General features: G+C 71.0%; 25 protein-coding genes and 1 pseudogene. 19 read left to right on the top strand and 7 right to left on the bottom strand.

Features of this window, described 5'->3' with window-relative positions:
- The first annotated feature begins 23 nt into the window (after positions 1 to 23).
- From ACIQFX_RS19555 to ACIQFX_RS19500, 12 genes are all read left to right on the top strand, one after another.
- Entirely contained in the window at positions 24 to 1,733 is a 1,710-nt protein-coding gene (locus ACIQFX_RS19555) for an alpha/beta hydrolase (protein ID WP_402464701.1), read from the top strand.
- A gap of 129 nt (positions 1,734 to 1,862) precedes the next feature.
- Complete coding sequence (locus ACIQFX_RS19550; protein WP_402464699.1) at positions 1,863 to 2,996, top strand: hypothetical protein; 1,134 nt, start codon at positions 1,863 to 1,865, stop codon at positions 2,994 to 2,996.
- 260 nt (positions 2,997 to 3,256) lie between these two features.
- Complete coding sequence (locus ACIQFX_RS19545) at positions 3,257 to 4,126, top strand: MarR family transcriptional regulator (RefSeq protein WP_402464697.1); 870 nt, start codon at positions 3,257 to 3,259, stop codon at positions 4,124 to 4,126.
- Positions 4,127 to 4,224: 98 nt separating this feature from the next.
- Positions 4,225 to 4,599 (top strand): roadblock/LC7 domain-containing protein, encoded by a 375-nt coding sequence (locus tag ACIQFX_RS19540; RefSeq protein ID WP_402464695.1) that lies wholly within the window; start codon positions 4,225 to 4,227, stop codon positions 4,597 to 4,599.
- Between the two features lie 5 nt (positions 4,600 to 4,604).
- Positions 4,605 to 5,033 carry a hypothetical protein gene (locus ACIQFX_RS19535; protein WP_402464693.1) on the top strand — a complete coding sequence of 143 codons (429 nt, stop codon included), beginning with the start codon at positions 4,605 to 4,607 and terminating at the stop codon, positions 5,031 to 5,033.
- A 168-nt stretch (positions 5,034 to 5,201) separates the two neighbouring features.
- The gene (locus tag ACIQFX_RS19530) at positions 5,202 to 6,917 is read left to right on the top strand and encodes a hypothetical protein (RefSeq protein ID WP_402464691.1); all 1,716 of its coding nucleotides are present in this window, start codon (positions 5,202 to 5,204) and stop codon (positions 6,915 to 6,917) included.
- A 686-nt stretch (positions 6,918 to 7,603) separates the two neighbouring features.
- Positions 7,604 to 8,515, top strand: a complete 912-nt coding sequence (locus ACIQFX_RS19525; protein ID WP_402464689.1) for a squalene/phytoene synthase family protein — start codon at positions 7,604 to 7,606, stop codon at positions 8,513 to 8,515.
- A 283-nt stretch (positions 8,516 to 8,798) separates the two neighbouring features.
- Positions 8,799 to 10,550: a lysyl oxidase family protein gene (locus ACIQFX_RS19520; protein WP_402464687.1), complete on the top strand. Its 1,752-nt coding sequence runs from the start codon at positions 8,799 to 8,801 to the stop codon at positions 10,548 to 10,550.
- 391 nt (positions 10,551 to 10,941) lie between these two features.
- Positions 10,942 to 11,175 carry a hypothetical protein gene (locus tag ACIQFX_RS19515; RefSeq protein ID WP_402464685.1) on the top strand — a complete coding sequence of 78 codons (234 nt, stop codon included), beginning with the start codon at positions 10,942 to 10,944 and terminating at the stop codon, positions 11,173 to 11,175.
- Between the two features lie 222 nt (positions 11,176 to 11,397).
- Positions 11,398 to 11,778: a nuclear transport factor 2 family protein gene (locus tag ACIQFX_RS19510; RefSeq protein ID WP_402464683.1), complete on the top strand. Its 381-nt coding sequence runs from the start codon at positions 11,398 to 11,400 to the stop codon at positions 11,776 to 11,778.
- Positions 11,779 to 11,871: 93 nt separating this feature from the next.
- Positions 11,872 to 12,336, top strand: coding sequence for a hypothetical protein (locus tag ACIQFX_RS19505; RefSeq protein WP_402464681.1), 465 nt, complete (start codon positions 11,872 to 11,874; stop codon positions 12,334 to 12,336).
- A gap of 68 nt (positions 12,337 to 12,404) precedes the next feature.
- Positions 12,405 to 12,974, top strand: coding sequence for a DUF6434 domain-containing protein (locus ACIQFX_RS19500; RefSeq protein WP_402464679.1), 570 nt, complete (start codon positions 12,405 to 12,407; stop codon positions 12,972 to 12,974).
- A gap of 113 nt (positions 12,975 to 13,087) precedes the next feature.
- On the opposite strand, the gene ACIQFX_RS19495 is transcribed toward ACIQFX_RS19500, so the two are convergent.
- The 3 genes from ACIQFX_RS19495 to ACIQFX_RS19485 form a co-directional block, all read right to left on the bottom strand.
- Entirely contained in the window at positions 13,088 to 13,519 is a 432-nt protein-coding gene (locus tag ACIQFX_RS19495) for an arsenate reductase ArsC (protein WP_402464677.1), read from the bottom strand.
- Positions 13,516 to 13,689 carry a hypothetical protein gene (locus ACIQFX_RS19490; RefSeq protein ID WP_402464675.1) on the bottom strand — a complete coding sequence of 58 codons (174 nt, stop codon included), beginning with the start codon at positions 13,687 to 13,689 and terminating at the stop codon, positions 13,516 to 13,518. Before ACIQFX_RS19490 ends, ACIQFX_RS19495 begins: the two co-directional genes overlap by 4 nt.
- A gap of 282 nt (positions 13,690 to 13,971) precedes the next feature.
- Positions 13,972 to 14,232: an ArsR/SmtB family transcription factor gene (locus ACIQFX_RS19485; protein WP_402465598.1), complete on the bottom strand. Its 261-nt coding sequence runs from the start codon at positions 14,230 to 14,232 to the stop codon at positions 13,972 to 13,974.
- Between the two features lie 137 nt (positions 14,233 to 14,369).
- On the opposite strand from ACIQFX_RS19485, the gene ACIQFX_RS19480 reads away from it, so the two are divergent.
- Both ACIQFX_RS19480 and ACIQFX_RS19475 read left to right on the top strand, forming a co-directional pair.
- Positions 14,370 to 14,699 (top strand): hypothetical protein, encoded by a 330-nt coding sequence (locus ACIQFX_RS19480; protein ID WP_402464673.1) that lies wholly within the window; start codon positions 14,370 to 14,372, stop codon positions 14,697 to 14,699.
- Positions 14,700 to 14,890: 191 nt separating this feature from the next.
- Positions 14,891 to 15,226 carry a YnfA family protein gene (locus ACIQFX_RS19475; protein ID WP_402464671.1) on the top strand — a complete coding sequence of 112 codons (336 nt, stop codon included), beginning with the start codon at positions 14,891 to 14,893 and terminating at the stop codon, positions 15,224 to 15,226.
- Between the two features lie 26 nt (positions 15,227 to 15,252).
- Here the strand turns inward: ACIQFX_RS19475 and ACIQFX_RS19470 are convergent, their stop codons facing one another.
- A complete protein-coding gene (locus tag ACIQFX_RS19470) occupies positions 15,253 to 15,654 on the bottom strand; it encodes a DUF5958 family protein (RefSeq protein ID WP_402464669.1) in 402 nt (133 codons plus the stop codon).
- 484 nt (positions 15,655 to 16,138) lie between these two features.
- Between ACIQFX_RS19470 and ACIQFX_RS19465 the strand changes: the two genes are divergently transcribed.
- The 5 genes from ACIQFX_RS19465 to ACIQFX_RS19445 all read left to right on the top strand — a co-directional run bounded on the left by ACIQFX_RS19465 (position 16,139) and on the right by ACIQFX_RS19445 (position 21,310).
- On the top strand, positions 16,139 to 16,585 hold the full coding sequence (locus ACIQFX_RS19465; protein ID WP_402464667.1) for a hypothetical protein: 447 nt from the start codon (positions 16,139 to 16,141) through the stop codon (positions 16,583 to 16,585).
- Between the two features lie 145 nt (positions 16,586 to 16,730).
- On the top strand, positions 16,731 to 18,203 hold the full coding sequence (locus tag ACIQFX_RS19460; RefSeq protein WP_402464665.1) for a fibronectin type III domain-containing protein: 1,473 nt from the start codon (positions 16,731 to 16,733) through the stop codon (positions 18,201 to 18,203).
- A 270-nt stretch (positions 18,204 to 18,473) separates the two neighbouring features.
- The gene (locus tag ACIQFX_RS19455) at positions 18,474 to 19,988 is read left to right on the top strand and encodes a DHA2 family efflux MFS transporter permease subunit (RefSeq protein WP_402464663.1); all 1,515 of its coding nucleotides are present in this window, start codon (positions 18,474 to 18,476) and stop codon (positions 19,986 to 19,988) included.
- 296 nt (positions 19,989 to 20,284) lie between these two features.
- A complete protein-coding gene (locus ACIQFX_RS19450; protein WP_402464661.1) occupies positions 20,285 to 20,959 on the top strand; it encodes a hypothetical protein in 675 nt (224 codons plus the stop codon).
- Positions 20,960 to 21,013: 54 nt separating this feature from the next.
- Positions 21,014 to 21,310 (top strand): barstar family protein, encoded by a 297-nt coding sequence (locus tag ACIQFX_RS19445; protein WP_402464659.1) that lies wholly within the window; start codon positions 21,014 to 21,016, stop codon positions 21,308 to 21,310.
- Between the two features lie 65 nt (positions 21,311 to 21,375).
- Here the strand turns inward: ACIQFX_RS19445 and ACIQFX_RS19440 are convergent, their stop codons facing one another.
- The 3 genes and pseudogenes from ACIQFX_RS19440 to ACIQFX_RS19430 form a co-directional block, all read right to left on the bottom strand.
- Positions 21,376 to 21,570 (bottom strand): hypothetical protein, encoded by a 195-nt coding sequence (locus ACIQFX_RS19440; protein ID WP_402464657.1) that lies wholly within the window; start codon positions 21,568 to 21,570, stop codon positions 21,376 to 21,378.
- Positions 21,571 to 21,664: 94 nt separating this feature from the next.
- Positions 21,665 to 22,795 carry an AI-2E family transporter gene (locus ACIQFX_RS19435; protein WP_402464655.1) on the bottom strand — a complete coding sequence of 377 codons (1,131 nt, stop codon included), beginning with the start codon at positions 22,793 to 22,795 and terminating at the stop codon, positions 21,665 to 21,667.
- A gap of 47 nt (positions 22,796 to 22,842) precedes the next feature.
- Positions 22,843 to 23,274: pseudogene (locus ACIQFX_RS19430) on the bottom strand (beta-galactosidase); the annotation flags it as partial.

The following is a 23,274-nucleotide window of genomic DNA, read 5'->3' as shown; positions in this document are numbered from 1 at the left end:
GTCCGCCGACCTAGCGTGCAGGTATGGCAACTTCCCGACGCATCAAGACATTAGCGGCGTGTGCGGTGGCGCTCGCCGCCACCGCGACGGCTACCGCCACGGCGACCGCGACGACCGCTGTGACCGCGACGACCCATCCGACCGCAAGCACCACTCCCACCGCGACGACCGCATCCACCGCGACAACCACTCCGACCACGAAGACCACCTCCACGGCAACGACCACCATCCCCGCCACGACGGCAACCGACGCGCAGATCGGCACCAGCACCAACACCAGCACCGGCCCCGCCACCGACCCACTGGCCCGCTTCCGCACCCAACGCATCGACTGGCACGCATGCGCCCTCGGGGCCGGCGACGAGATCGGCAAGGCGCTGGACGTCGCGGGCGCCGCCTGTGCCGACATCACCGTGCCGCTCGACTACGCCGACCCGGGCGGTCGCACCCTCACCGTCGCCATATCGCGCCTGAAGGCAACCGACACCGCCCACCGCATCGGCGCCCTGCTCCTCAACGACGGCGGGCCGGCCGGCCCCAGTCTCCACATGCCGCTGACCAAGGCGCAGGTGATGGGAGACGTCGCCGGCCGGTACGACCTGATCGGCATGGACCCGCGCTTCGTCGGCCGGAGCACTCCCCTGGACTGCGGCTGGGACACCGGCTCCTCCCTGGTCCGCTCGGCGGGGGCCGACCGGTCGGCGTACCGTGACGAGGTCGCCCTCGCACGCGAGCTGGCCGCGCGGTGCAAGCGGGCCCAGGGTGACGTGCTGCCGTACGTCACCACCCGCAACACGGCCCGCGACATGGACGTCATCCGCGCCGCCCTCGGCGAGAACGCCCTCTCCTACCTCGGCTACTCCTACGGCAGCTACCTCGGCCAGGTGTACACGCAGCTCTTCCCCGGCCGCACCGATCGCATGGTGCTCGACGGCGTCAACACCGCGCAGCACTACAGCCAGACCCTGCTGCGCGGCGCCGAGGCGGCCAACGAGGCGGCCCTGCGCGCGTGGGCGTCCTGGGCCGCCGCACGGCACGCCACGTACGGGCTGGGGGCCACGCGCGGCGAGGTCCTGGCGACGGTGCGGCACATCCTCGACTCCGCCGCGCAGGAGCCGCTGCGGACAGGGAAGACGTACCGGTTGGACGAGCACGTGCTCCCCGCGTTCTTCGTCGGAGGCCTCGGCAGCGACCTCGACCAGCGGCGCGCCGACCTGGCCGAGACCGTGAGCGTCCTGGCACGCGCCGCCGACCGCGAACCGGTCGAGCCGTCCGAAGCCCTCGCCGGGCAGATGGAGTTCCTGCTCACCGGCGCGGGCTCGGCCCCCTCCAGCCAGATGACCGCGATCATCTGCGGCGACGTGGCCGAGCGCCGGGGCGTCGGCACCTACTGGCGGGCGGTCGAGAAGTCCCGCGACCGCTACCCCCTGGCCGGGCCCCTGGCCAACAACATCACGCCCTGCGAGTTCTGGGACCGGCCCGTCGAAGCCCCGACCGTGCTCACCAACGACATCCCGGCCCTGCTCGTGAACGCCACCGGCGACCCCCGCACGCTCTACTCCGGCGCCCAGGCCGTGCGCAAGCAGTGGCCGAGCTCCCGACTCCTCACCGTGGAGGGCGCCCGCCAGCACGGCCTGTACGGCGAATACGGGAACGGCTGCGTCGACGACCTCGTCAACGCCTACCTGAGCACCGGACGGCTCCCTGCGCAGGACCAGACCTGCCGGGCGTAGCTCCGCCTGGGCCCACCAGCAATGCCCACCAACGATGCCCGGCGACACGTGCGCGCGCACGTGTCGCCGGGGTCGGGGCCGCCACGGTCGCCTCCCTGCGCAGCCACACCGCTCTCTACGCTGACGACCATGATCACGCCGCAGCCGCATCGCCTGACCCCGGAAGCCGCCCGAGCCCTCCAGGGCATGCTCCGAACCGAGATCGGCCCCGGGCTCACCGAGCGGGAGCTCGACGAGGTCGAGGCGCGCTTCGGCTTCACCTTCGCCGCCGACCACCGCGTCTTCCTTTCCGTCGGCCTCCCGCAGGGCTCGTCGCAGTGGCCCGACTGGCGCGACGGTGACGCCGAGGACCTGGCCGAGCGACTGGCATGGCCGGTGGAGGGAGTGCTCTTCGACGTGGAGCACAACAGGTTCTGGCACCCCGCTTGGCCGCCACGGCCCGCGGAGACGGCCGACGCGCTCCGCCTCGCGCGGTCGGAGCTGGCGACCGTACCGCGGTTGGTCCCGCTCTACGGGCACCGCTACCTGCCCGGCACGGCGGGGGAGTACGGGCACCCCGTCCTGTCCGTCTGGCAGACCGACATCATCCTGTACGGGAACGACCTCACCGACTACGTCCACCACGAGTTCGCCGGCCGACGGAGCGGCCTCCCCGCCCGCACGGGCATCGCCTTCTGGGCGTACTTCGTCGAGGGCGGTCCGGGTTTCGACGTCGCCGCGCCCACACCCTTCTCGCCGTACGCGTTGAACGCGCAGGAAGCGGTCGACTGCATCCGGATGCTCGCCGTGGAACGCCTGATCGGCCGACCGCACCACCCGGACCAGCTCGTCGAGGCAGGTCTCACCGCCCTGCTCCTCGACGTCGAGACGGAGTCCCTCGTCCTCCTCGCCGGCCTCACGCGCGCCGAACACGAGCAGGCCGAGGCCCTGTTCGACAAAGCGCTGTCCGAACTCGGCCTGCTCCAGGACCTTCCGGCCGACACCACCGACGTGCCCTGGGAGGAGGCTCGCTGGGAACTCGTGCGCTGGTGGCTCCAGTTGATCGTGAAGGGCAGCCTGGCCCCCGGCCCGGGCGGCGACCTGATCACGTACGAGGGATGGGGCGCCCTGGCCCGGCCGGAGCAGCTCGGGCCGCTGGTCGACAAGACCGACGCCTACAACGACGGGGCGGCGCTCCGGCGCTCCGACAGGGAACCACTGTCGGCCGCGATCGTCGAGGAGGCGGCGCGCCTGCTCGACGGCCCCTGGCCGCCCCTGGAGTGATCTCGCCGGCGACGGGGGAGGCCGGCGGCTCGTGCCCACCGGGGGCCTCATGACCATGAACGAATTCGTGCTCATCCGGCCTTCCGTTCGGTCTCGCAATAGACCTACTTAGGCGTGAAGTTGCAGATTCTGTCGCATTCCCTCTCTGATGGAATATTTGTCTTGTCGGCTGATAGACATTGCCTTGTCGGCGTCACACCTCGGACGCCAGTACGAAATCCGGTGTGTCGAGGCTGTGTCAGGTATGGAAAGGGCGGGCTTTGCTGGATACGCGTAACTGCCTACACCGTGCCGGACACCGACTGCTCCACCTCGCCCTGGCCCAATGCCGGGCGGCCCGTTCCACCATCGTCCTGCGCGTCCACGGCAGGCCGGGCGGGGTGTTCCACCTGCGGCAGGGCCGAGTGATCGCGGTCGAGACGCCGGGCGCCCCGGGGGTGGAGGCGCTGCTCCTGCGCTCCGGACGCGTCAGCGCGGCGGACTGGGGGACGCTGTCGCCGACCGGAAGGTTCATGCCGGGCGCGGAACTCGTGGCGCGAGGGCGCCTGGGGGCGAAGGAACTCCAGGTGGTCACGGTGATGGCACTCAGGGACGCGGTGTTCGCCGTGGTCGCCGGGGACACCGCCGAGTGCGTCGCCGTCCCGCGGAGCGTGCCCATGGCACCCGCCTCCGGTGGTGAGGACCCGCTGGAGCTCCTGGACGAGGCGGCCAGGAAGGTCGCGGGGCTCGCCACACTGCCCCAGGCCGTTCTCCCCGACCGCGAACGGGTCGTCGCCGGCCACGGTGCCGCGGGCCTCGCGGAAGGCCTGGTCCGGCACCGGAGGGAGATCCTCTTCCACGCCAACGGCAGGCGCACCGCACGGGACATCGCCTTCGTGGTGGGCCGCGGCGTCTACCACGTCTCGGTCGAGATCTCGCGGATGCTCGGCGAAGGCCTCCTCGAGCGAGCGGGTCGGGGTGAAGTGCTCGGCACGGCGAAACCGTGGTCGGTCCCGGCGCTCGAACCGCGACGCGCCGCCCACGGCCCGGACCCGGTGGACATCGGGAGCGCGGACCTGCCGTACCGCATCCCCGGGGCCAGCGGTTTCACGATGAAAGCTCTCGTCCCGGACGAATCCGCGACGAGTTGAAGGGGCTCCGTGCGCGGAGCCGTACCCGAGCAGCGACCACCAAGGCCACCGGCTCCTGGCGCTCGGGGAATCCACGAAAAGGTGCGAAGGGAAACCGAATGGACCATGAGGCATTGACCGGGGAGATGAAGGGACTCCGCGATCAGATACCCGGAATCACCGACACGGCCCTCGCCGCCGTCGACGGAATCCTCATCGCGGCCGACACGGAAGACGGCATCGAACCCAACGGCCTCGCCGCCCTCGCCGCCGCCAGCCTCGGCCTCGCACGCCGCACCACCGGCGCGACCGGCCGCGGCACCCTGCGCCGCACCGTGGCCTACGGCACCACCGGCTGCGCCGCCGTCTACGCCGTGGCCGACACCGCGCTCATGGTCGTCCTGGGCGACGAAGGGATGGACCTCGAACAACTCCACCTCGAATCCCAGCCGGTCCTGAAGCGCGTCGAAGCGATCCTCTCCGGAAGGAAGTGACGACGATGGCGACAAAACCCGCCACGCAGGGATTCGCCGACGCCATCCAGGGACTCGTGAAGGAGCTGCGCGCCGAAGCCCCCGACTGCGTCGCCGCCGGCGTCGTCGACATGGGCACCGGCATGCTCCTCTCCTACGAGACCGTCGACAGCCACCCCCCGGAGGTCCTCGACCTCCTCGCCGGCGCCACCCTTGACCTGTTCCAGGGCCGCACCGTGGTCCTCATCGAGGACGTGTTCAAAGAGCGCCGCGGCATCGACAACGACCAGCACTACTTCCAGGAAATCCTCGTCAACAGCGCCAACCTCACCCATCTGTTCATCCGCATGACCGAAAGCCAGGACGTCGTCGCCGTCGTCGTCTGCCGCAAGTCGGTCAACGTGGGCATGCTCTTCGCCCAAGCCCGCCGCGTCGTCAAGGCCTACGGCCTCTGACCGAGCAACCCGGCCGCCACACCCCCCACCCCCCCCCACGCACACATCCACACAGTGCGCGCTGCCGACCTCCGTCGGCGGCGCGCGGCCGCGTCCGGCGGTCGGGGGGCGGGGGTCGCCCGACCGGACCGGTCGGGCCCAGTAACCCTCGTGGCCGATACTGCCCCCATGGGGGATCACGACAACGTCCGGGAACGTCTCCGCGCAGCCCTGCGCGCCGACGACCCGTGGACCGCACTGCACACACTGCACGCACTGCACGCACCGCACACACCGGATACGCCTCAGGTAACGCACACACCGCACGCACGCCACACCGACCAGTCCGAGCGTCTCGCCGAGGCGGTCGAGGAGGCGTACCGATCGGACCCCGACCGGTCCGCCTCCCGCCGCTACCTCACCTGGCTCCTCCGAAGCCTCGGCGCACCCGGTGACGCGGTGCTCCTGCGCCTCCTCGCCGACCCCGCACTCGGCCCCGACGACCGCCAGGACCTGCTGAGCACCGCCGTGACGCGCGGCCTGCGCCTGCCCGCCGAGCTGCTCCGCACGTACCTGCCGGATGCCCCGGGCCCCGAGGGGCGCGGCGGCGTGCGTTCCGGCGACGCGCTCACCGCCGAACTCGTCGACGCCATGGGCCTCTCCGGTGACCAGTCCTTCGCACCCCGCCTCGGCGCCCTCCTCGCGGACCCCTCCGCCCCGCGCGGCCGCGCCGCACTAGCCCTGGGACGTCTCGGCGCACGCGACTGGACCGAACCGATCGCCACACGACTGCACGAGGCGACCGGGCTCGACCACACCGCGTTCGCCGTCGCACTGGAGCTGATGGGCGACCCCACCGCCGTACCGCACCTGCTGCGATGGCTCGCCGAGACCGGCGAACAGCGGGTGTACGACGTCCACCACGCTCTCGTCCGCCTCACCGGACACGACCCCCTCCTCCCGGAACTCGCCAGGGGCGAGGTGTACGCGGCAGCCGTCCGCGCCGCCTGGTCCGACGGCCGTCCCGAGCCCGGGCCCGGAGCGGTACGCGACCTCGTCATCGAGTCCGGCACGCAGGCCCGCTTCTCCGTGGACGGGGGAGCCGGCCGGATCCGCGTCGACTTCGACCCGCCGTCCCCCGGCTCCTCCTGGCCCCGCTGGGACCGCTCCCTGACCGTCGACCGTCGGCCGCTGTACTGGCTCGGCTCGACCTGCGACACCTGCGAACTCGCCCTGTCACTCCTCGGCTGGCCGGACGAGACCACGCCCCGCCTCGCAGCCCGCATGCGCGAGCGCCTGACCGACCTCCACCGGCTCGACGCCGCCCTGCTCGCCGAATGGATCCCCGTACTCGCCGAGCTGGAGACCGGCCACTACCGCGCCCTCCTCCTCGACCTCCCCCTGGAACGCGTCACCGATCCCGCCCAGTCCTGGTGGTACCGCCGCACGGCGGCCCGCACGGACGACGTCGCCGACGATGCCGAAGCCGCCGACACCGCCGACGACCCCCTCGAGCACTACTGGCCGGGCGTCACACACTTCCAACTCACCGCGCCCGTCCCCGGCAGCCGTATCCCCCTCACCTACGGCGCCCTCCTGCCCTCCCAGCCGCCCGAGTCACTCGACCCCGCAACCATCGCCCGCCACACCTCCGCCCTCACGACCGGCGCCCGCCCCGCCGTCGTGGCCCTCGGCTGGATCGACGACCGCTACGTGGAGGCCGAACACGAAGAACGCTGGCTCATCGGCGCGATCCTGGACGGCCACCACCGCCTCACCGCCTACGCGGCCGCCGGCATTCCTGCCCGAGTACTCCTGCTCGCCCGTCTGGACGGCGGCTGCGGCACGGACGGCGGCCTGGAGGGACTCGCGGAACTGACCACGGCGTACGGCTGCCGAGACTGACACGGCAGCGGCACCAACATCTCCATCTCCATCTCCACCTCCATCGGCATCGGCATCGGCATCGGAGCATCCCCTCCGGGGAACGGCCCGGCAGCAGCCTGCGCGGGCACCTGAACCGCGATGGCCTCTGGCCCTCCTCCCGTCCGGCGGAGGGGGCTCCGCCATCAAATCTCGTGGTCCGAGAGCATCCTCCCGATCCGCAACGCGCGTGCTCTCCCTCCGGAGTTCTCCGGGCGGATGCGCTCGGCCAGGCACTGCCGGTGGGAGATGACCGTGTGGCTCCCCGGCCCGTCATTGCTCCGCGAATCGAGTACCAGGGCGTCTCCGCCCGGGCTCAACCCACGGGTGATGGCTGCGAACCCGAGCCCGCACCCTCTGACCGGGCATCAGCGCCAGACTCTCCGTCTCGAACCTCGTCACCGAACCGTTCCCCACCCTTCAGCCCAGCAGGCCGTACGTCGTTCGCCTTCGTGCGTCGTGCGTGCCGGACGCGCCGGATCCGATCATCGCGTTCAGGTCCCGCAAAGCGCCATGCCGCAGCCCGTCTTGGCAACAGAGGACGGGCAACCGGCCATCGCCGCCTGGAACGTGCGGTGGGCAGGCCTTGCCGTGTAAGCGTGCCGGGCCCCCCGGGCCCCGGGAGCGGGCGCCCGTAGGCTCGCAGCCGACGACGACGGGAGATCGGCATGTGGAAGCGGGCCCTGGACCGGGCCGAGGTGAGGGAGCCGCGGCTGAGGCGGGAGTACACGGAGCAGCGGCGGGCGGTGCGGAGGTACAGGACGGCTGAGTACGCGGCAGCGCGGCTGCTGCTTCCGGCCGGGGTGCTGCCGCACGTCGTGGCCGCGGTCGCGTTCATGCACGACACCGATGACCGGATCGACCGCGGGGAGCCGGAGGAGCGGGCTGCCGCGCTGGGGGAGTGGGCAGGGCTCGTCGGGAAGGCCTTCGCGGAGGGTGACTCCGGGCTTTCCGTGCTGCGTTGCCTGGTGCGGACGGCCGAACGGAACCCGGACGTGCGCGGTTACGTGGACGAGTTCCTGCGGGGCTGCGAGCGCGAGGTCGCGTGGCGGAGCATCGCGGACGACGAGGAGTTGGAGCAGTACGTACGGGAGTACTGCCTGCCCGCGCTGATGCTCACGGCCTGCCTCGTCGCGCCCTCGGACGCGTCGGCGAGGGCGGAGTTCGAGGACGGCTGCCATCGGCTCATGCGGGCCATGCAGCGCATCGACTTCCTGGAGGATCTGCCCGAGGACGTCCGGGCGGGCCGGTCCGGTGTCCCCGTCGACGCGGTGGAACGCCACGGCGCGGACCTCACGCGGCCCGGCGCCGCACTGGGAAGGCTCGTCGAGGAGCAGGCGGGCCGGGCCGCCGCCGACCTGGCGGCGGCTGCCCCGCTCGCGGGCGTGGTGGACTCCTCGTACCGGCCCTTCATGCGGGCACTGCTGGGTGTGCAGCACCTCCGGCTCGACGCGGTGCGTCGCGCGGGCGCGTCGTTGGCGACGCGGCCGTCCGGGCCGTCGGCGCCGGCCGCAGCCGTACTGCTGCTGAGGGAGACGGTGGCGGCACGGGTGCGACGGGCTCCTCGGGTCGCCGGCTAGTACTCCAGCAGGACTATGGTGTCTGACCTGGGGCGATGTCGGGCGGCTGGAGTACTAGGGGAGCCGTCGGCGTCAACCGTCTGTTTTCGTCCACAGGGGCGTCATTCGGCCAACATCCTGATGATCTCGGCTCTCCGGACAACCCGGCATCGCATCTCCTCCTCTCACCGCACGGGCGCAGCGAGTGCCTCCCACCGCACCGGTCGGACGCATCTCCCGACCCGTCGGGTCGGGCCGCCCGCTGTCCGCTTCCTTGTCACAGCACCCGGAGAACGAGGGAACGATGACCACCACGCGCACCACCCGGCTGCGGCGTCCGCTGCTCGCCGGCACCACGGCCGTCGCAGCCATGGCCGTGACGGTCGGCTTCATGACCGCCGCACCGGAGCAGGCGAAGGCCGCGGCGAGCCCCAAGCTGAGCCTCATCGCGGCGACCGACTCCGTCACGCTCACCTCCTGGAAGGAGGAACCGGGTGTGTACCTCGACCTGGGGACGTACCTGACGGCGGAGGGGACGCCCCTTGAGTTCAAGGTGACCCGGAAGTCGTACAAGGACCCGGTGACCATCACGCAGACCGTGTTCGAGGGCGGAAAGGCCAAGGCGAAGTCGCTGCCCGTGGGCACCGTGAAGGACTTCTCCGGGCTCCCGGGCTTCGCGGAGATCACCATCACCGACAAGGACGGCAAGAAGGTCGTCAGCCGGTCGGAGAGCTTCTGCCCGAACAACGCCAGCGGCCGGGTCCGGCCCGACGCGCCCTCCACCTCGAAGTATCCGGAGAGCTGCCCGACCAACCCGTTCACCCTCGGCTCCGTCTGGGGCGTCGAGAAGGGGTGGGCCGCCAACACCTACGGCGGTTCCTACACCCAGCCGGTGAAGCTCGCCGCCGGCACGTACACGGCCCGGGTCGGGGTCGCCAAGAAGTACCGGGACCTCCTGGGGATCGCCGACAAGCCCGCGACCGTGAAGCTCACCGTGCAGGAGCGCAGCTGGGAGGAGGGCCGCGGCACCGAGGGCGCCCGATCGGCCGCCGCCGGAGCGCACGCCGGGCACGGCGGCGCGCACCAGGCCCCGGCCGGCCACGCCGGGCACGGCCCGGGGCACGCGCCGACTCCCGCCCAGGCCGCCGCGCCGGACACGAGCGGCGCGGGTCCCTCGTACAACGTCGGCCACGGCCCGCTGAAGGCCGCGCCGCCGGCGGTGCCGTGGGCGGTGAAGAAGCAGCAGGCCGCGCGCGCCGGGATGCAGGCCGGTGACACCGCCGGTCAGACCGACGGCTCGCGGCAGGCGCCCGCCCTCACCCCGCAGGCCAAGCGCCCCACCGGGACCCCGTCCGTCCCGAACGTTCCCAAGCCCGACCTGCGGTCGCTGCCGGCCTACGGCATCACCATCAGCGACGGCGGCCAGAACGTCCCCGGCAAGGACTACCTCGCGTTCAGCGCCAACGTGTGGAACGCCGGCCCGGCCCAGCTCGTCGTCGACGGCTTCCGCTCGCCCGGCAAGGACAAGATGGACGCCTACCAGTACTTCTACGACGCCAACGGCAAGCAGGTCGGCTACACCCCGACCGGCACCATGGAATGGGACCCGCGCCCCGGCCACGTGCACTGGCACTTCACCGACTTCGCCAGCTACCGGCTCCTCAAGGCCGACCAGAAGGAAGCCGTCCGCAGCGGCAAGGAAGCCTTCTGCCTGGCCAACACCGACGCCGTCGACTACACGGTGAAGAACGCCAACTGGCACCCCTTCAACACCGACCTGTCCACCGCCTGCGGCCAGGAGAACTCCATCTCCGTCCGTGAGGTCCTCGACGTCGGCTCCGGCGACACCTACACCCAGGACCTCCCGGGCCAGTCCTTCGACATCACCGACCTCCCCAACGGCACCTACTACATCCAGGTCCTCGCCAACCCCGCCAAGCGCCTCAAGGAAACCAACCTCGACAACAACAGCGCCCTCCGCAAGGTCGTCCTCGGCGGCACCCCCGGCGCGCGCACCGTCACCGTCCCCGCGCACGAGCTCGTGAACGCCAACTGATCGCAGAGTCAGCACCGTCCACGCCCGACGTGCCTCCTGAACCGACCTCGGCGCGGCGTGGACAGTTCCGAAAGTGGCCGGGCCGGCCGCGTGATGCGATGCCGGCCCGGCCACGCGCGTGTCGACCGCCGGCCGCCGACCGCCGGCCGCCGGTTCGGAGACGTACGAACCCTCGTGGGCGGGCAGCGGCAAGAGAGTGACAAACGCCAGGTCACCGAGGTGAGGGCGATTCCCAACGGGGCACTGGAGAGCATCGTTTCTGCGCTCTCCGAACCCCCGTGATCGGCTGTCCGGCATTGGAGTGAGACGCCGTATCCCGCGCCACCGTGCCGCGTTTGACCGCGCGACGAGCACTTCCTGGCACGTCATTCGGAGATATCGAGGAGTAGCTATGCGTTCTCTGGCCGCGTCTGTCCTGGCCGTTGGCATCCTGCTGGGTGGCGCCGGTGCCGCGCTCGCCCACGACGGCGTCGGAATCGGGGGCTTCTCCGAGGGCGGCGCCGGCTTCACGTCGCACTGCTCGGTGAGCGGCGTTCCCTCCGTGTACGGCACCATCTTCACCGGTTCGTGCTCGGACAGCGGCTGGGAAGAGGGTGCGGAGTTCGCCTACCTCGGCGCCCACTGACCTGCGGCCACGCCAGGCAGCAGTAACCGTTTGACCGTTTGACAGCTCGACCGCTTCTTCGTTCGGAAGCCCCGCGTGTACGTGCCCCCGCGCACGGCCCGCGGCAACGGCCCGCCCTCGCACCCGAGAGCGGGCCTGTTCGTTCGGCTCCCGTTGTCCTCGGTCCGGCTTTCCGGCGCTGCGGTACGGGCTGTCGGGTGCCGCCCGCCCTACGGTGACACCATGAGCAACCCGGAGAAGAACAAGGCCACGGCCAAGGCGTTCTACGACCTGATGTTCAACGAATGCCGCCCCGCCGAGGCCGTCGACCGGTACGTCGGCGACACGTACATCCAGCACAATCCGCATGTCGGCGACGGCAAGCAGGCGTTCGTCGACTACTTCGAGCGCATGGCCGCCGAGTACCCGGGCAAGCGCGTCGAATTCAAGCGCGCCTTCGCCGAGGCCGATCACGTCGTACTGCACTGCCTCCAGGTCTGGCCCGACGAGGAGTACGCGGGCATCGACATCTTCCGGTTCGACGCGGACGGCAGGATCGTCGAGCACTGGGACGTCCTCCAGGTCGTCCCGCCCACGTCCAAGAACGACAACACCATGTTCTGAGCGGGTGCGGGAACCCGTATCCGCACCCGCCCCCGTATCCGCACCCGCCCCCGTTTCCGTATCCGTGCAACGGTCGGTCAACGGTCGCGCCCTATGATTCTCGCGGTCATCGACACGGGGGTGGGGCGCATGGACGGCTGGCGTTCGAGGGACAGGTGGTCGCTCGACGAGAAGAACTGGTCGCGAAGGTGGTGGATCCCGCTGGGTGTCCTCGTCCTGGCGGCCGCGACCTGGGGTGTGCTGGGGTTCGTCGAAGGTGGCTGCACGCGCGGGTCCAGGGGCGGCTGCGTCGCCGCCGACGGCTACAGGGCGCAGGGCTGGGTCCTGTTCCTCGCCGCCATGCCCACGTTCTTCGTCGTCACCGGCCTGAGCGCCGACCGATGGCCCCCCGCACTCGGCATCGCCGCCGGCGGCACGGTCTGCGGGCTCTACACGCTGACCCAGGGCCAGACGGTCCAGCACCTCGTCCTGGCCGCCGTCCTCTTCGCCCTGGCCGTGACGGCACCGGCCCTGTCCTGGCGCCGCCAAAGGACAGCGTCAGCACCGCCGGCAGCGTGAGCGACGTACATGCCGGCCATCGGTGGTCCGGCTCCGTGTGAGGGAGCGGCCTCTCCTATGGTGGGGACATGAGTTCGAATGTGGGTGGTGAGCGGCGGCCGGAGCCGAGTACGGCGTTGAGCGGGGACGAGCTGGCCCGCTGGTACTGGACGCTGGCCGAGCTGACCGTGCTCGCCCGGGAGCTGGGGGTGCCGCGCGGCGGCGGGAAGGCCGCGCTCACCGAGCGGCTGCGGGCCGCCTTGAACGGCGACGTCCCGCCGCCACCGCCCCGGGCGCGCCCCGCCGGACGCCAGCTCGCCGCGCCCGTGAACGGTTCCACCGTGATCCCCCAGGGTCAGCGATGCAGCCAGGTGCTCCGCGAGTACTTCCGCCGCGAGATCGGCCCCGCCTTCCACTTCGACGCCTCCATGAGGACCTTCGTGGCCGAGGGCGCCGGCCGCAGCCTGGCCGACGCCGTCGCCCATTGGCACGCCACGCGCCAGGCCGCCGCCCAGCCGCAGGAGATCGGCTCCCAGTTCGAGCTCAACCGCTTCCTCCGCGCATGGAATGCCCGGCATCCGGCCGGTAGCCGCACCGAAGCGCTCGCGGCTTGGCGCGCGCATCGCGACCGGCCGCGCGACGGCTCGGCCGCGGTGTGAGCGGCTGGGGACTACGCGCGGGAGGGCGGGCGTCGAGGCATTGACGCCGCTCTCCTGCTCGGTCTGAACGGGGGCGGGGCGGGGCGCGATGCGCACGCCTGCCTCGGCGGCCTTTACGCGGCGGGCTCGATGCCGAGTCCGGTGAGCAGGGCGCGGATGCGTCGCTCGATCTCGTCGCGGATCGGGCGGACGGCCGCGACGCCCTGCCCGGCCGGGTCCTCCAGCTGCCAGTCCAGGTACCGCTTGCCGGGGAAGTGAGGGCAGGCGTCGCCGCAGCCCATGGTGATCACCACGTCCGATGCCCGTACGGCCTCCGTCGTGAGGACCTTCGGGGTCTCGGTCGCGATGTCGATGCCGGCCTCGCGCATGGCTTCCACCACGGCCGGGTTCACCGCGCTCGCGGGGGCGGAACCGGCGGAGCGGACCTGGACCCGGTCCGCGCCGAGGCGGCTGAGGAACGCGGCGGCCATCTGTGAGCGGCCGGCGTTGTGCACGCAGACGAACAGCACGGAGGGAAGGGCGGAGGGAAGGGCGGAGGCGTTCATCGGGCCGGGGCGGTTCCTTCCGCGGAGGGGGTGGGAGCGGCAGGGTGCCGCGTGCCGCGGGGGACGGGAACCTCGCCCTCGCCCGCGGTGGCCGGGCGGCCGAAGCAGACGGCGACCAGGCCGAGGCCCGCGGCGGAGCCGAGCAGTTGGGCGGCGAGGAACGGCAGCACGGACGCGGGGGCGATGCCCGCGAAGGTGTCGGTGAACGCCCGGCCGATCGTGACGGCAGGGTTGGCGAAGCTGGTGGTTGAAGTGCGCCCCCGACACGGGGCCGAGCAAGGCGATCAGTACGCCGAGGCCGAACACGGTCGCCAGGGAGTTGGCCAGCAACTGCGTCCCGACGTCCCGGGTCAGCTCGGTGGCCTGGATCCCGGAGCCGACCACCACCGCGACCAGCGCGGCCGTGCCCAGCGCCTCCACCGTCGCCCACCGCACCAGCGACGCGGGAGCGCTCACGCGAGCGCCTTCGCGGACGAGGCGGGAATCTCCAGCAGAGCGGACAGCTGAGCCAGGGCGTCGGGCAGCACCCAGTGGTACACCCACGTGCCGCGCCGCTCTGAGCCGACCAGTCCGGCCTCCCGCAGCACCTTCAGATGGTGGGAGATCGTCGGCTGGGAGACGTCGAAGGGACCGATGAGGTCACACACGCACGCCTCGCCGCCCTCGTGGGAGGCGATCAGAGACAGCAGTCGCAGCCGGATCGGATCCGACAGCGCCCCGGACGCGTGCTGCGGAAACTGATCCCGGCACCTGAGCCTGCACTCGGCACCCGGCCTGCAATCGATACCCGGGTACAGGTCTACCGTCGGAGGTGTTCCCACCGGCGGACGCGACGACGGGAGTGAGTCCTGTGAACGATCTCGCGTGGGTGCCGCAGTCCTGCACCCTGCCCACCGAGAACCAACCCCTGCGGGTTGCCGAGTGGGACGCGCTGCTCTCCGAGCGGCTGACCTCACGGTCCCGGCCGCATCCGCTCCACCTGCGCCTCGACCTGACAGGCGGACAGGGCGTCGAGGAGCAGGTCCGCGACCTGATGGAGCGCGAGAGCGGCTGCTGCTCGTTCTTCACCTTCACCCTCACCGCCGGCGGGGATCAGCTCCATCTGGACATCTCGGTGGACCAGGCACACGAGACGGTCCTCGACGCCCTCGCGGCACGAGCCGGCGCCGACGGAGGGTGAGGGTGAGCGCGGCCCCTGCTGCTGACCCCGGCTCCTGACCATGGCCGCCAGCCGGAACCTGGTGGTACGGCCGGCGTGACCGCTCCTGCTCCTGCACGCAGAAAGCGTGCAGGTGAGGGTGGGTGGGGGCGCCGGACACCGCTCGACCCGCTGAAGATCGGCGGCGCTGGCCGCCGGTAGGGTCAGCCACTATGACCGTCGCTCGTTCCCTCGCCCTGTTCGTCGTCGCCGCCCTCTTCGAGATCGGCGGCGCCTGGCTGGTGTGGCAGGGCATCCGCGAGCACAAGGGATGGATCTGGATCGGCGCCGGTGTCACCGCCCTCGGCCTGTACGGGGTCGTGGCTACCCTCCAGTCCGACGCCAACTTCGGGCGCATCCTCGCCGCGTACGGCGGGATCTTCGTAGCCGGATCGATCGCCTGGGGCATGGTCGCCGACGGCTACCGCCCCGATCGCTACGACGTCATCGGCGCCCTCGTGTGCCTCGCGGGTATGGCCGTGATCATGTACGCGCCCCGCAGCCACTGACCTCCTTTCGTTGCGGGCGCAGTGATTCAGCCATCAGAGGCGGGGAGCTGGTGCCACCAGTGCGTGCACCCGCCGGAGCAGTAGCGATCCCGGCGTCGTGCGTCGGCGACGGCGAGTACCGCGACGAGCAGCCGGAACGCCTTGCGTCGTTCGTCGGGAGGGGTGAGCCCGGCGATCTTCCCGAGTTGGTGGTCGATCCGGCCACGGGTGAGGAGCACGGCAGGCGTATGCGTCGGGCGCAGCCCCGCACGGCGGATGCTCTCCGGGCCGTCTTCGGTGACGGCACGCGCCTGGACGCAGTGGTGGCGCAGGAACACCAGCGTCTCCGACTGCGCCTCCGGCCCCAGTCCGTCGAACCATTCGAGGCCCTGCGACATCGGGCGCAGCCCTTGGGCCAGTTCGTTCAACATCAGATCGCGTTCGGTCATGACGGCTCCCTCAGGACAGGCGGCGATCCGCCGCTGTGACAAGAATGCCGAGCAGCACCGCCGGATCGGTCGGGGGCCTGCGTTCGTCGGCCCGGTGCGGATCCGCCGCCGGTCGGCGGCGGTGTCCACCTGGCGGCCGGGTGCGGAGGGGGTGCGCCCGCCACCCGGTCATGGAGCTACTCTGCCGTGTGCCACGGGTGGCGGTCCCCATGGTCACGTGGCGACAGCCCGGGACGTCGACCCCATCGGGTCCGGCCCCTCCCAGGACAAGGTCGGCATCCGGCCACAAAGCGCGCCTCGCGGGGCAGCAGTGCGGCGCACGGGTGGGTAGAGATGGAAGCATGAAGCACCGAACCTGTCGATCGAATGGAAACGCGAAGTGAACCCTCCCGGACAGCGCCCGACGGGCAGAACGTGGACCGTCCGCCTCACCGGGCACCCCGACCGCTCCGCCACGGTGTCCTGCAGCACCACGGCATGTCGTATGCCGCCCCGGTCCAGGGACATCAACGCCCTGCGTCACTTCGCCCACCAGCACGTCCAGGCCCACGCGCGCCTCGCCGTCCCCCGCCCCCACACGACCTGCGCCTGCGCCGCGGTCGAGTGCCGGTACCACACGGCCAGGGCGACGTGCGCGGGCCGGACCATGCTGCTCCTCATCCACAACCGCGCCGCGGGCGACGTGTGGACCCTCGCCGAAATCTGCCAGAGCTGCGCCCCGCACATCACCCACACCACTGTTCTGTCCGGTGCCACCGGTCCGGCCGGTCGCACGACTCCCGCGCCCAGGACGCCGCCACCGGCCCCCGTCCAGGTCACCTTCTCCTCCGAGCAGACGGCCGGGCCCGACGACGCCGCCGCCGTCCGCCGCAGTCAGCGCCCCCCGCGCAGCCGCTCCAGCCGAGGCAACGCAGGCCGCCGCGCCCGGTAGCCCGTACGAACCGCTCGTACGAACCACCCGTTCTATGGCAATGCACGCCACAGTTCGACCGCCGGAAGTGGTGGGACGACATGTGGGCGGGGCTGGCCTGTTCTCCTCAGGATGGCGGCATCTCACCCCCCATCTGGAGATGCGAATGAAGATCAGGAAGCTCCTCGTGGCCGCTCTCGCGGCCTTCGGAATCGCCGCGACGGCGGTGGGCGGCGCGACCGCCGCCGTCCCGGCGCCGACCACGGGCCCGCTCCAGCGGTACGACATCAGCTCGACCTACGTGAGCGGGCTCTCGTCCGGCGGGTTCATGGCCAACCAGATGCACGTCGCGTACTCCGACGTCTTCAACGGTGCGGGCATCTTCTCGGCGGGCCCGTACGACTGCGCCCAGAACAACCTCAACACGGCCTTGTACGGGTGCATGGACACCTTCATGGCGCGCAAGACGCCCGCGCAGCTGGAGCAGCTGACCCGGGACCGGGCGGCGGCCGGCAAGCTCGACCCGGTCGCCAACCTGGCGGGTGACAAGGTGTGGCTGTTCCACGGGACCAACGACACCACGGTCAAGGCTCCGGTGAACGACGACCTCGCCACGTACTACCGCGACTTCGGCGCGGACGTGGTCTACGACAACACGTCGTCCTCGGGCCACGCCTGGGTCAGCCCGCTCGGCCCCAATGCCTGTTCCTCCACCGACTCGCCGTACATCAACAACTGCGGTGGCGACCCGGTGAAGGACATGCTGACCCACCTGTTCGGCAGCGTCGCCCCCGCGAGCACCTCCGCCCTGACGGGCAGGCTGGTCCGGTTCGACCAGAGCGCCTACGCCCCCGGCGGCAGCCCCAGCGCGATCAGCATGGGCAACGAGGGCTTCGCCTACGTCCCGCAGTCCTGCCAGAGCGGTGCCTCGTGCAAGCTGATGGTCACCCTCCACGGCTGCTACCAGTACTACGGCCTGGTCGGAAACGCCCTCATGGACAAGGGCTACCTCAACGAGTACGCCGATACGAACAACATGATCGTCCTCTACCCGCAGGCCACCACCATGACCGGCAACCCGCGTGGCTGCTGGGACTGGTGGGGATACAAGTCGGCCGACTACGCGCAGAAGAGCGGCCCGCAGATGACGGCCGTGATGAACATGGCCAAGGCCCTCGGCGCGGGCACCACCGACACCCCGGCCACCCTGCCCGCCCCGACGGGGCTGGCGGCGACCGGTACGACCGCCGGCAGCGCCTCGCTGGCCTGGAACGCGGTCCCGGGTGCGGCTTCGTACAACGTCTACCGTGACGGGACCAAGGTCAACGCCACCCCGGTCACGGGCGTCACCTTCACGGACGGCGGCTTGGCCGCCGGCACCACGTACAGCTACACGGTGGCGGCCGTCGACGCCGCCGGTGCGGTCGGCGCCAAGTCCGGACCCGTCACCGCCACCACCACCGGCGCCGCCCCGACATGCGTGACGGCCGACAACTACGCCCACACGCAGGCCGGCCGCGCCCACCAGACCGGCGGCTACACCTACGCCAACGGCTCGAACCAGAATCTCGGCCTGTGGAACCTCTTCACCACCAGCACCATCAAGGAGACCTCACCGGGCTACTGGGTCACGTGCTGACCCCGACCCGCTGAAGGCGCGTCGTCCTGCCCGTGACGACCTCACGGGCAGGACGTGTGTCTGTGAGGGGGCTGAGACGGAGGATGGGGGCTGCACGGCCGGACTGGCCAGATCAGAAAGGTAGTTGGCTCATCGGCGATGCTTCGTCCGTCCGTTCGGCAAAATGATTTGAGCCTCGACGACGGCACCGACAGGATGGGAGAACATCGATGAGTTCTTCCCGGGTCCGCGGTCTGTCAGGGTGACCCGCCACGTGCGGAGGACACTCACATGACGGAAGGCGCCATGCTCGCTCCAGACTCAACCCCCACGCTCGCGCCCGCGCGAGTCACCGCCGTGTTGCGGATCCTCGTGCTGTCCACGTTCGTCGTCCTGCTCAACGAGACGATCATGGTCAACGCGATCCCGCGGCTCATGCGCGAGTTCGAGGTCACGGCGGCAGCCGCAGGATGGCTGTCCACTTCCTTCATGCTCACCATGGCCGTGGTCATCCCGGTGACGGGATGGTTCCTCCAGCGCGTGACCACGCGGACGGCGTTCGGCCTGGCGATGGCGCTGTTCCTCGCCGGTACGGCCCTGGCCGCGGCCGCGCCCGCTTTCTCCGTGCTGCTCGCCGCCCGCGTTATCCAGGCCAGCGGCACCGCCGTCATGATGCCGCTGCTGATGACGACGCTGATGACCCTCGTACCCCCGCACGACCGCGGCCGGGTCATGGGCAACATCACGCTCGTCATCTCCGTCGCACCCGCGCTCGGCCCCGCGGCCTCCGGCGTGCTGCTGCAGCTGGGGACCTGGCGCCTGCTGTTCCTCGCCGTCCTGCCCATCGCGGGCGCCATGGCCGTATTCGGATGGCGTGAGCTGGTGAACATCGGCGAGCCGCAGGCCGGCCCGATCGACTGGCTGTCCGTCCCCCTCGCGGCGGCGGGCTTCGGCGCCCTCGTCTACGGCCTGAGCGACCTCGGCGCCGGGAACGCGGCCCACGGCCCCGTGCCCCCGTCGGTCATGACCGCGGCCGGCGCGCTGCTGGTCGGTCTGTTCGTCTGGCGGCAGCTTGCCCTGCAGCGCTCGTCCACTCCGCTGCTCGACCTGCGCGCCCTGACCTTCCGCCACTTCTCCGTGGCGCTGGGTCTGATGTGCCTCTCCTTCATGGGCCTCATGGGCGCGTTCATCCTCCTGCCGATCTACCTCCAGGAGGTGCGCGGCCTGACCTCACTGCAGACCGGTCTCCTCCTCATCCCCGGCGGCCTCACCATGGGCCTCCTCGGACCCCAGGTCGGCAAGCTCTACGACCGATTCGGCGCGCCGCGTCTGGTCGTGCCCGGAGCCGTCGTCACGGCGCTCTGCCTCGCCCTGTTCGCCTTCACGGGCGAAGAGACCTCGCCCTGGGTGGTGCTCGTCCTCCACGTGGCCCTGAGCGCGGGCATGGCCTTCGTCTTCACCCCCGTCTTCACCTCCGGTCTCTCCGTCCTGCCCCCGCACCTCTACCCCCACGGCTCCGCCATCCTCGGCTCCCTCCAGCAGGTCGCCGCCGCCGCGGGCACCGCCCTCGTCATCAGCGTCATGTCCGGACACGCCGCCACGGCCCTGACCGAAGGCGCCGACGCCACCAGCGCCCTCGCCACCGGCATCCGCTGGGGCTTCGGCATCGGCGCCGTCCTCGGCGCCCTGACCGTACTGGTCGCCCTACTGGTCCGTACCCCGCCCACTCCGGAGATGCCCCCGGCGGCGGAACCCCAGGACGAGGACGGCACCACGACGAACAAGATCGTTCAGGCGCCGAACTGACGCTTTGACGGATCCAGCGGATCCAGCGGATCCAGCTGATCGGCCCGGCGCTCCCCTCGACGAGGGAAGCGCCGGGCTTCGCTGTTGAGGGGCCAGGCCTCGGGCCTCAGGCCGCGGGTCGCGGTTCGTCCGGACAACCGTGGCAGCAGGCAGCAGGCAGCAGGCAGCAGGCAGCAGGCAGCAGGCAGCAGGCACCCGGCAATCTGCACCCGGCAGCCAAGTGAGTACGCGTACTCACCCCGACCCCGGCAACCGCACCCATCCGCCGCGCCACCCGGCTCGCCTAGGGTCCTCGTATGCCCGACGAGACCATGCCAAGCCTCCCCGCCCTCGACGCCACCAAGCCCGAGGCCTCCTCCTGCCTCCGGGCAACCCTTGGATGCGGAGGCGCCGCGCTGCTCGGCGTACTGGCTCTGGTCGTCACCCTCGCCTGGGGTTCCACGGACTTCCCCCGCGTCGCGCCCGAGGAGATGGCGAACCGCGCACTCCAGCGCTCTCATGAGGCCTACGACGTCCTGGGGTTCACCCGCACCATCGAGCCCGGCGTCGAGGACATCGGCGTCAGCACCGAGAACACGCTCGGCTCCAGCTTCTGCTACGACGGCGGTCTGCTCGGGCTGGAGGACAAGACGATCGACGGCGCCTACTCGATGAACCACCACTGGGCACTGGACCGCGTCCCGGCCACCCAGGCGATCCCCGGCCTCCGCCGACTGCACCAGCACTTCAAGGACAACGACTGGAAGATCTCGTCCTACCGCGAAGGCGAACAGGGCCAGGACTGGTCGCTGTTCGTCCAGCGCGACGACGGCGCCGAGCGCATGTCCTTCACCTGGTACCCGGACCGGAACTACTTCACCGGCGGCGCCAGCGTGCCCTGCGCCTACGACCCGGCATGGAAGCCCGGCGACACCGGTCCCGCCGGTGACAACGAGCAACCACCCGCCTTCGGGCCTACGCCGAGGGGCTAGAGCCCGTCTTTTGAGCGGTGATTCTTGTGGTGGGGCTGTGGTTAGTCTGATGCGATGACGGACAGCGAACTGGTCGTTGACCTGCGGGGTCGGCCGATCGAGTCACTCAACGACTTCTGGGACGCGGTGAGCGAGCCGTGTGGGCTGCCGGAGTGGTTCGGCCGGAACCTGGACGCGTGGTCGGACACGATCGAGACCCGGGGTGTCTCCGAGGTGATCGACAGCCACGACGCCCTGATCGTGCACGTCGACCAGCGTGGTCTTTTTGGCGGGCACCGGCAGGAGGCCGACGTCCTGGCCAACATCTTTGACGGGGAGCGGAACCGGCTCATCGTCCACGGGCTGACCTGACGAACCCTTCTGACGCCTCAAAGAGACACCCCCTGGGCCGACGCGGTCGGAACCGGCGTTGTGTGTCAGGTCGTCGGCCCCGTGCGGCGGCGCCGCACGTCTCGCGCGAGCGAGTACAGGGAGCTGAGGAGGATCGCAGCGCCGACCAGGAGCCATAGGGGCGATGCCCCGGAGCGGTACTCGCGTAGGGCATGGACGAGCAGGAATGTGCTGGCGAGGACGCCGAGGGCCGAGATCAGGGCGTTGATGCGTTGGGTCACGGGGACATCATCAACGATGGTCCGGGTCGGCGGAAGGAGTTCCGGGGGAGGGGGGCGGGTGCCCCTGTTCAGAGTGTCGGCGGTTCGGTGTCGTTCATGACGTGGTGGGGGCGGGGGTCGGGGATGGGATGGGGGCTTCGTCGGGGGTCGGGGTGGGGGTGTCGTCGTCGGTGAGTTGGTCGCGGAGGTAGTTCCAGATGACGGCGAGGATGGCGGCGGAGGGGACGGCGAGGAGGCTGCCGACGATGCCGGCGAGGCTGCCTCCGAGGGTGACGGCGAGGAGGACGACGGCGGCGTGGAGGCCGAGGCCGCGGCTTTGGATCATGGGTTGGAAGACGTTTCCCTCCAGCTGTTGGACCACGATGATGAGGGCGAGGACGATCAGGGCGTCCGTGACGCCGTTCGAGACGAGGGCGATGAGGACGGCGACCAGGCCGGCGAAGAGGGCGCCGATGATGGGGACGAAGGCGGAGACGAAGGTCAGTACCGCGAGGGGGAGGACGAGCGGGACGTCGAGGAACCACAGGCCGAGGCCGATGAAGACGGCGTCGAGGAGGCCGACGAAGGCCTGACTGCGGACGAAGGCGCCCAGGGTGTTCCAGCTGCGCTCCGCCATGATGGGGAGGTCGACGGCGAGGCGCCCGGGGAGCTGGCGGGCGAGCCACGGCAGGAAGCGGGGGCCGTCCTTGAGGAAGAAGAACATCAGGAAGAGGGCCAGGAAGGCGGTGACGACGCCGTTGAACACCGTGCCCACGCCGGTCGCGACCGCGGTGACCATGCTGCCGACGCTGTCCTGGAGGCGGGCCATGGCCGTGTCGAGGGCGCCGGAGATCTGGTCGTCACCGATGTTCAGCGGCGGTCCGGCCGCCCATCCGCGCAACCGCCCGATCCCCTCGATCACGCCCTTGGAGAGCTCCCCGGACTGGGACGCGACCGGCACCGCGATGAGCGCGAGGACGCCGGCGACGAGCAGGAGGAACGAGACCGTGACCGCTCCTGCGGCCAGGGCCGGAGGCCAGCCGTGCCGCCGCAGGAAGCGGGTCAGCGGCCACGTCAGGGTCGTGAGGAACAGGCCGACGACGAGGGGCCACACCACCGACCACATGTGTCCCAGGATCCATAGGGTCACCCCGGCCATCAGCAGGACCAGCAGCGACTCGGCGGACACGCGAGCCGCTGTGCGGAGTGCGGCGGTGGCTTTCGTGGAGCGCAAGGTGGCAGACATGGGGCCACCCTATGGATCCGTGGCGGGCACGGTGTTACCGGGTGCTCCTACTCCTCGGTGGGGCCGAGGTCGGGCGCGTCGCGGAAGTCGACGGTGCGGGTACGGGGGCCGGCGTGGAGTTCCAGGACGACGATCTCGTTCGTACCGGCGCGCAGGACGGGGGCGGGGACGTACAGGGATCGCTGCGGGCCGCGGGACCAGAAGCGGCCGAGCGGGAAGCCGTTGACCCAGGCGTTGCCCTTGGTCCAGCCGTCGAGGTGGAGGAAGGTGTCGGCGGGGTCGGTCACCTCGAAGGTGCCGCGGTGGAAGGTGGGGCCGACGGGTGTCGTCGCGGTGGCCGTGAAGGGGATGTCCTCCAGAGCGGCGAGCGGGAGCGGGCGGTTCGTCCAGGCCGTCGGTTCGACGCCGTCGAGGAGGACCTTGCCGAGGAGGCCCTTGCGGTCGTGGATGCCCTGGCCGTAGTTCACCCGGCCCTGGTT

The sequence above is a fragment of the Streptomyces sp. NPDC093089 genome (assembly GCF_044754405.1).
GTDB lineage: Bacteria > Actinomycetota > Actinomycetes > Streptomycetales > Streptomycetaceae > Streptomyces.
The sequence above is the reverse complement of the archived record's forward strand: the minus strand, read 5'-3'. Positions and strand labels throughout refer to the sequence as shown.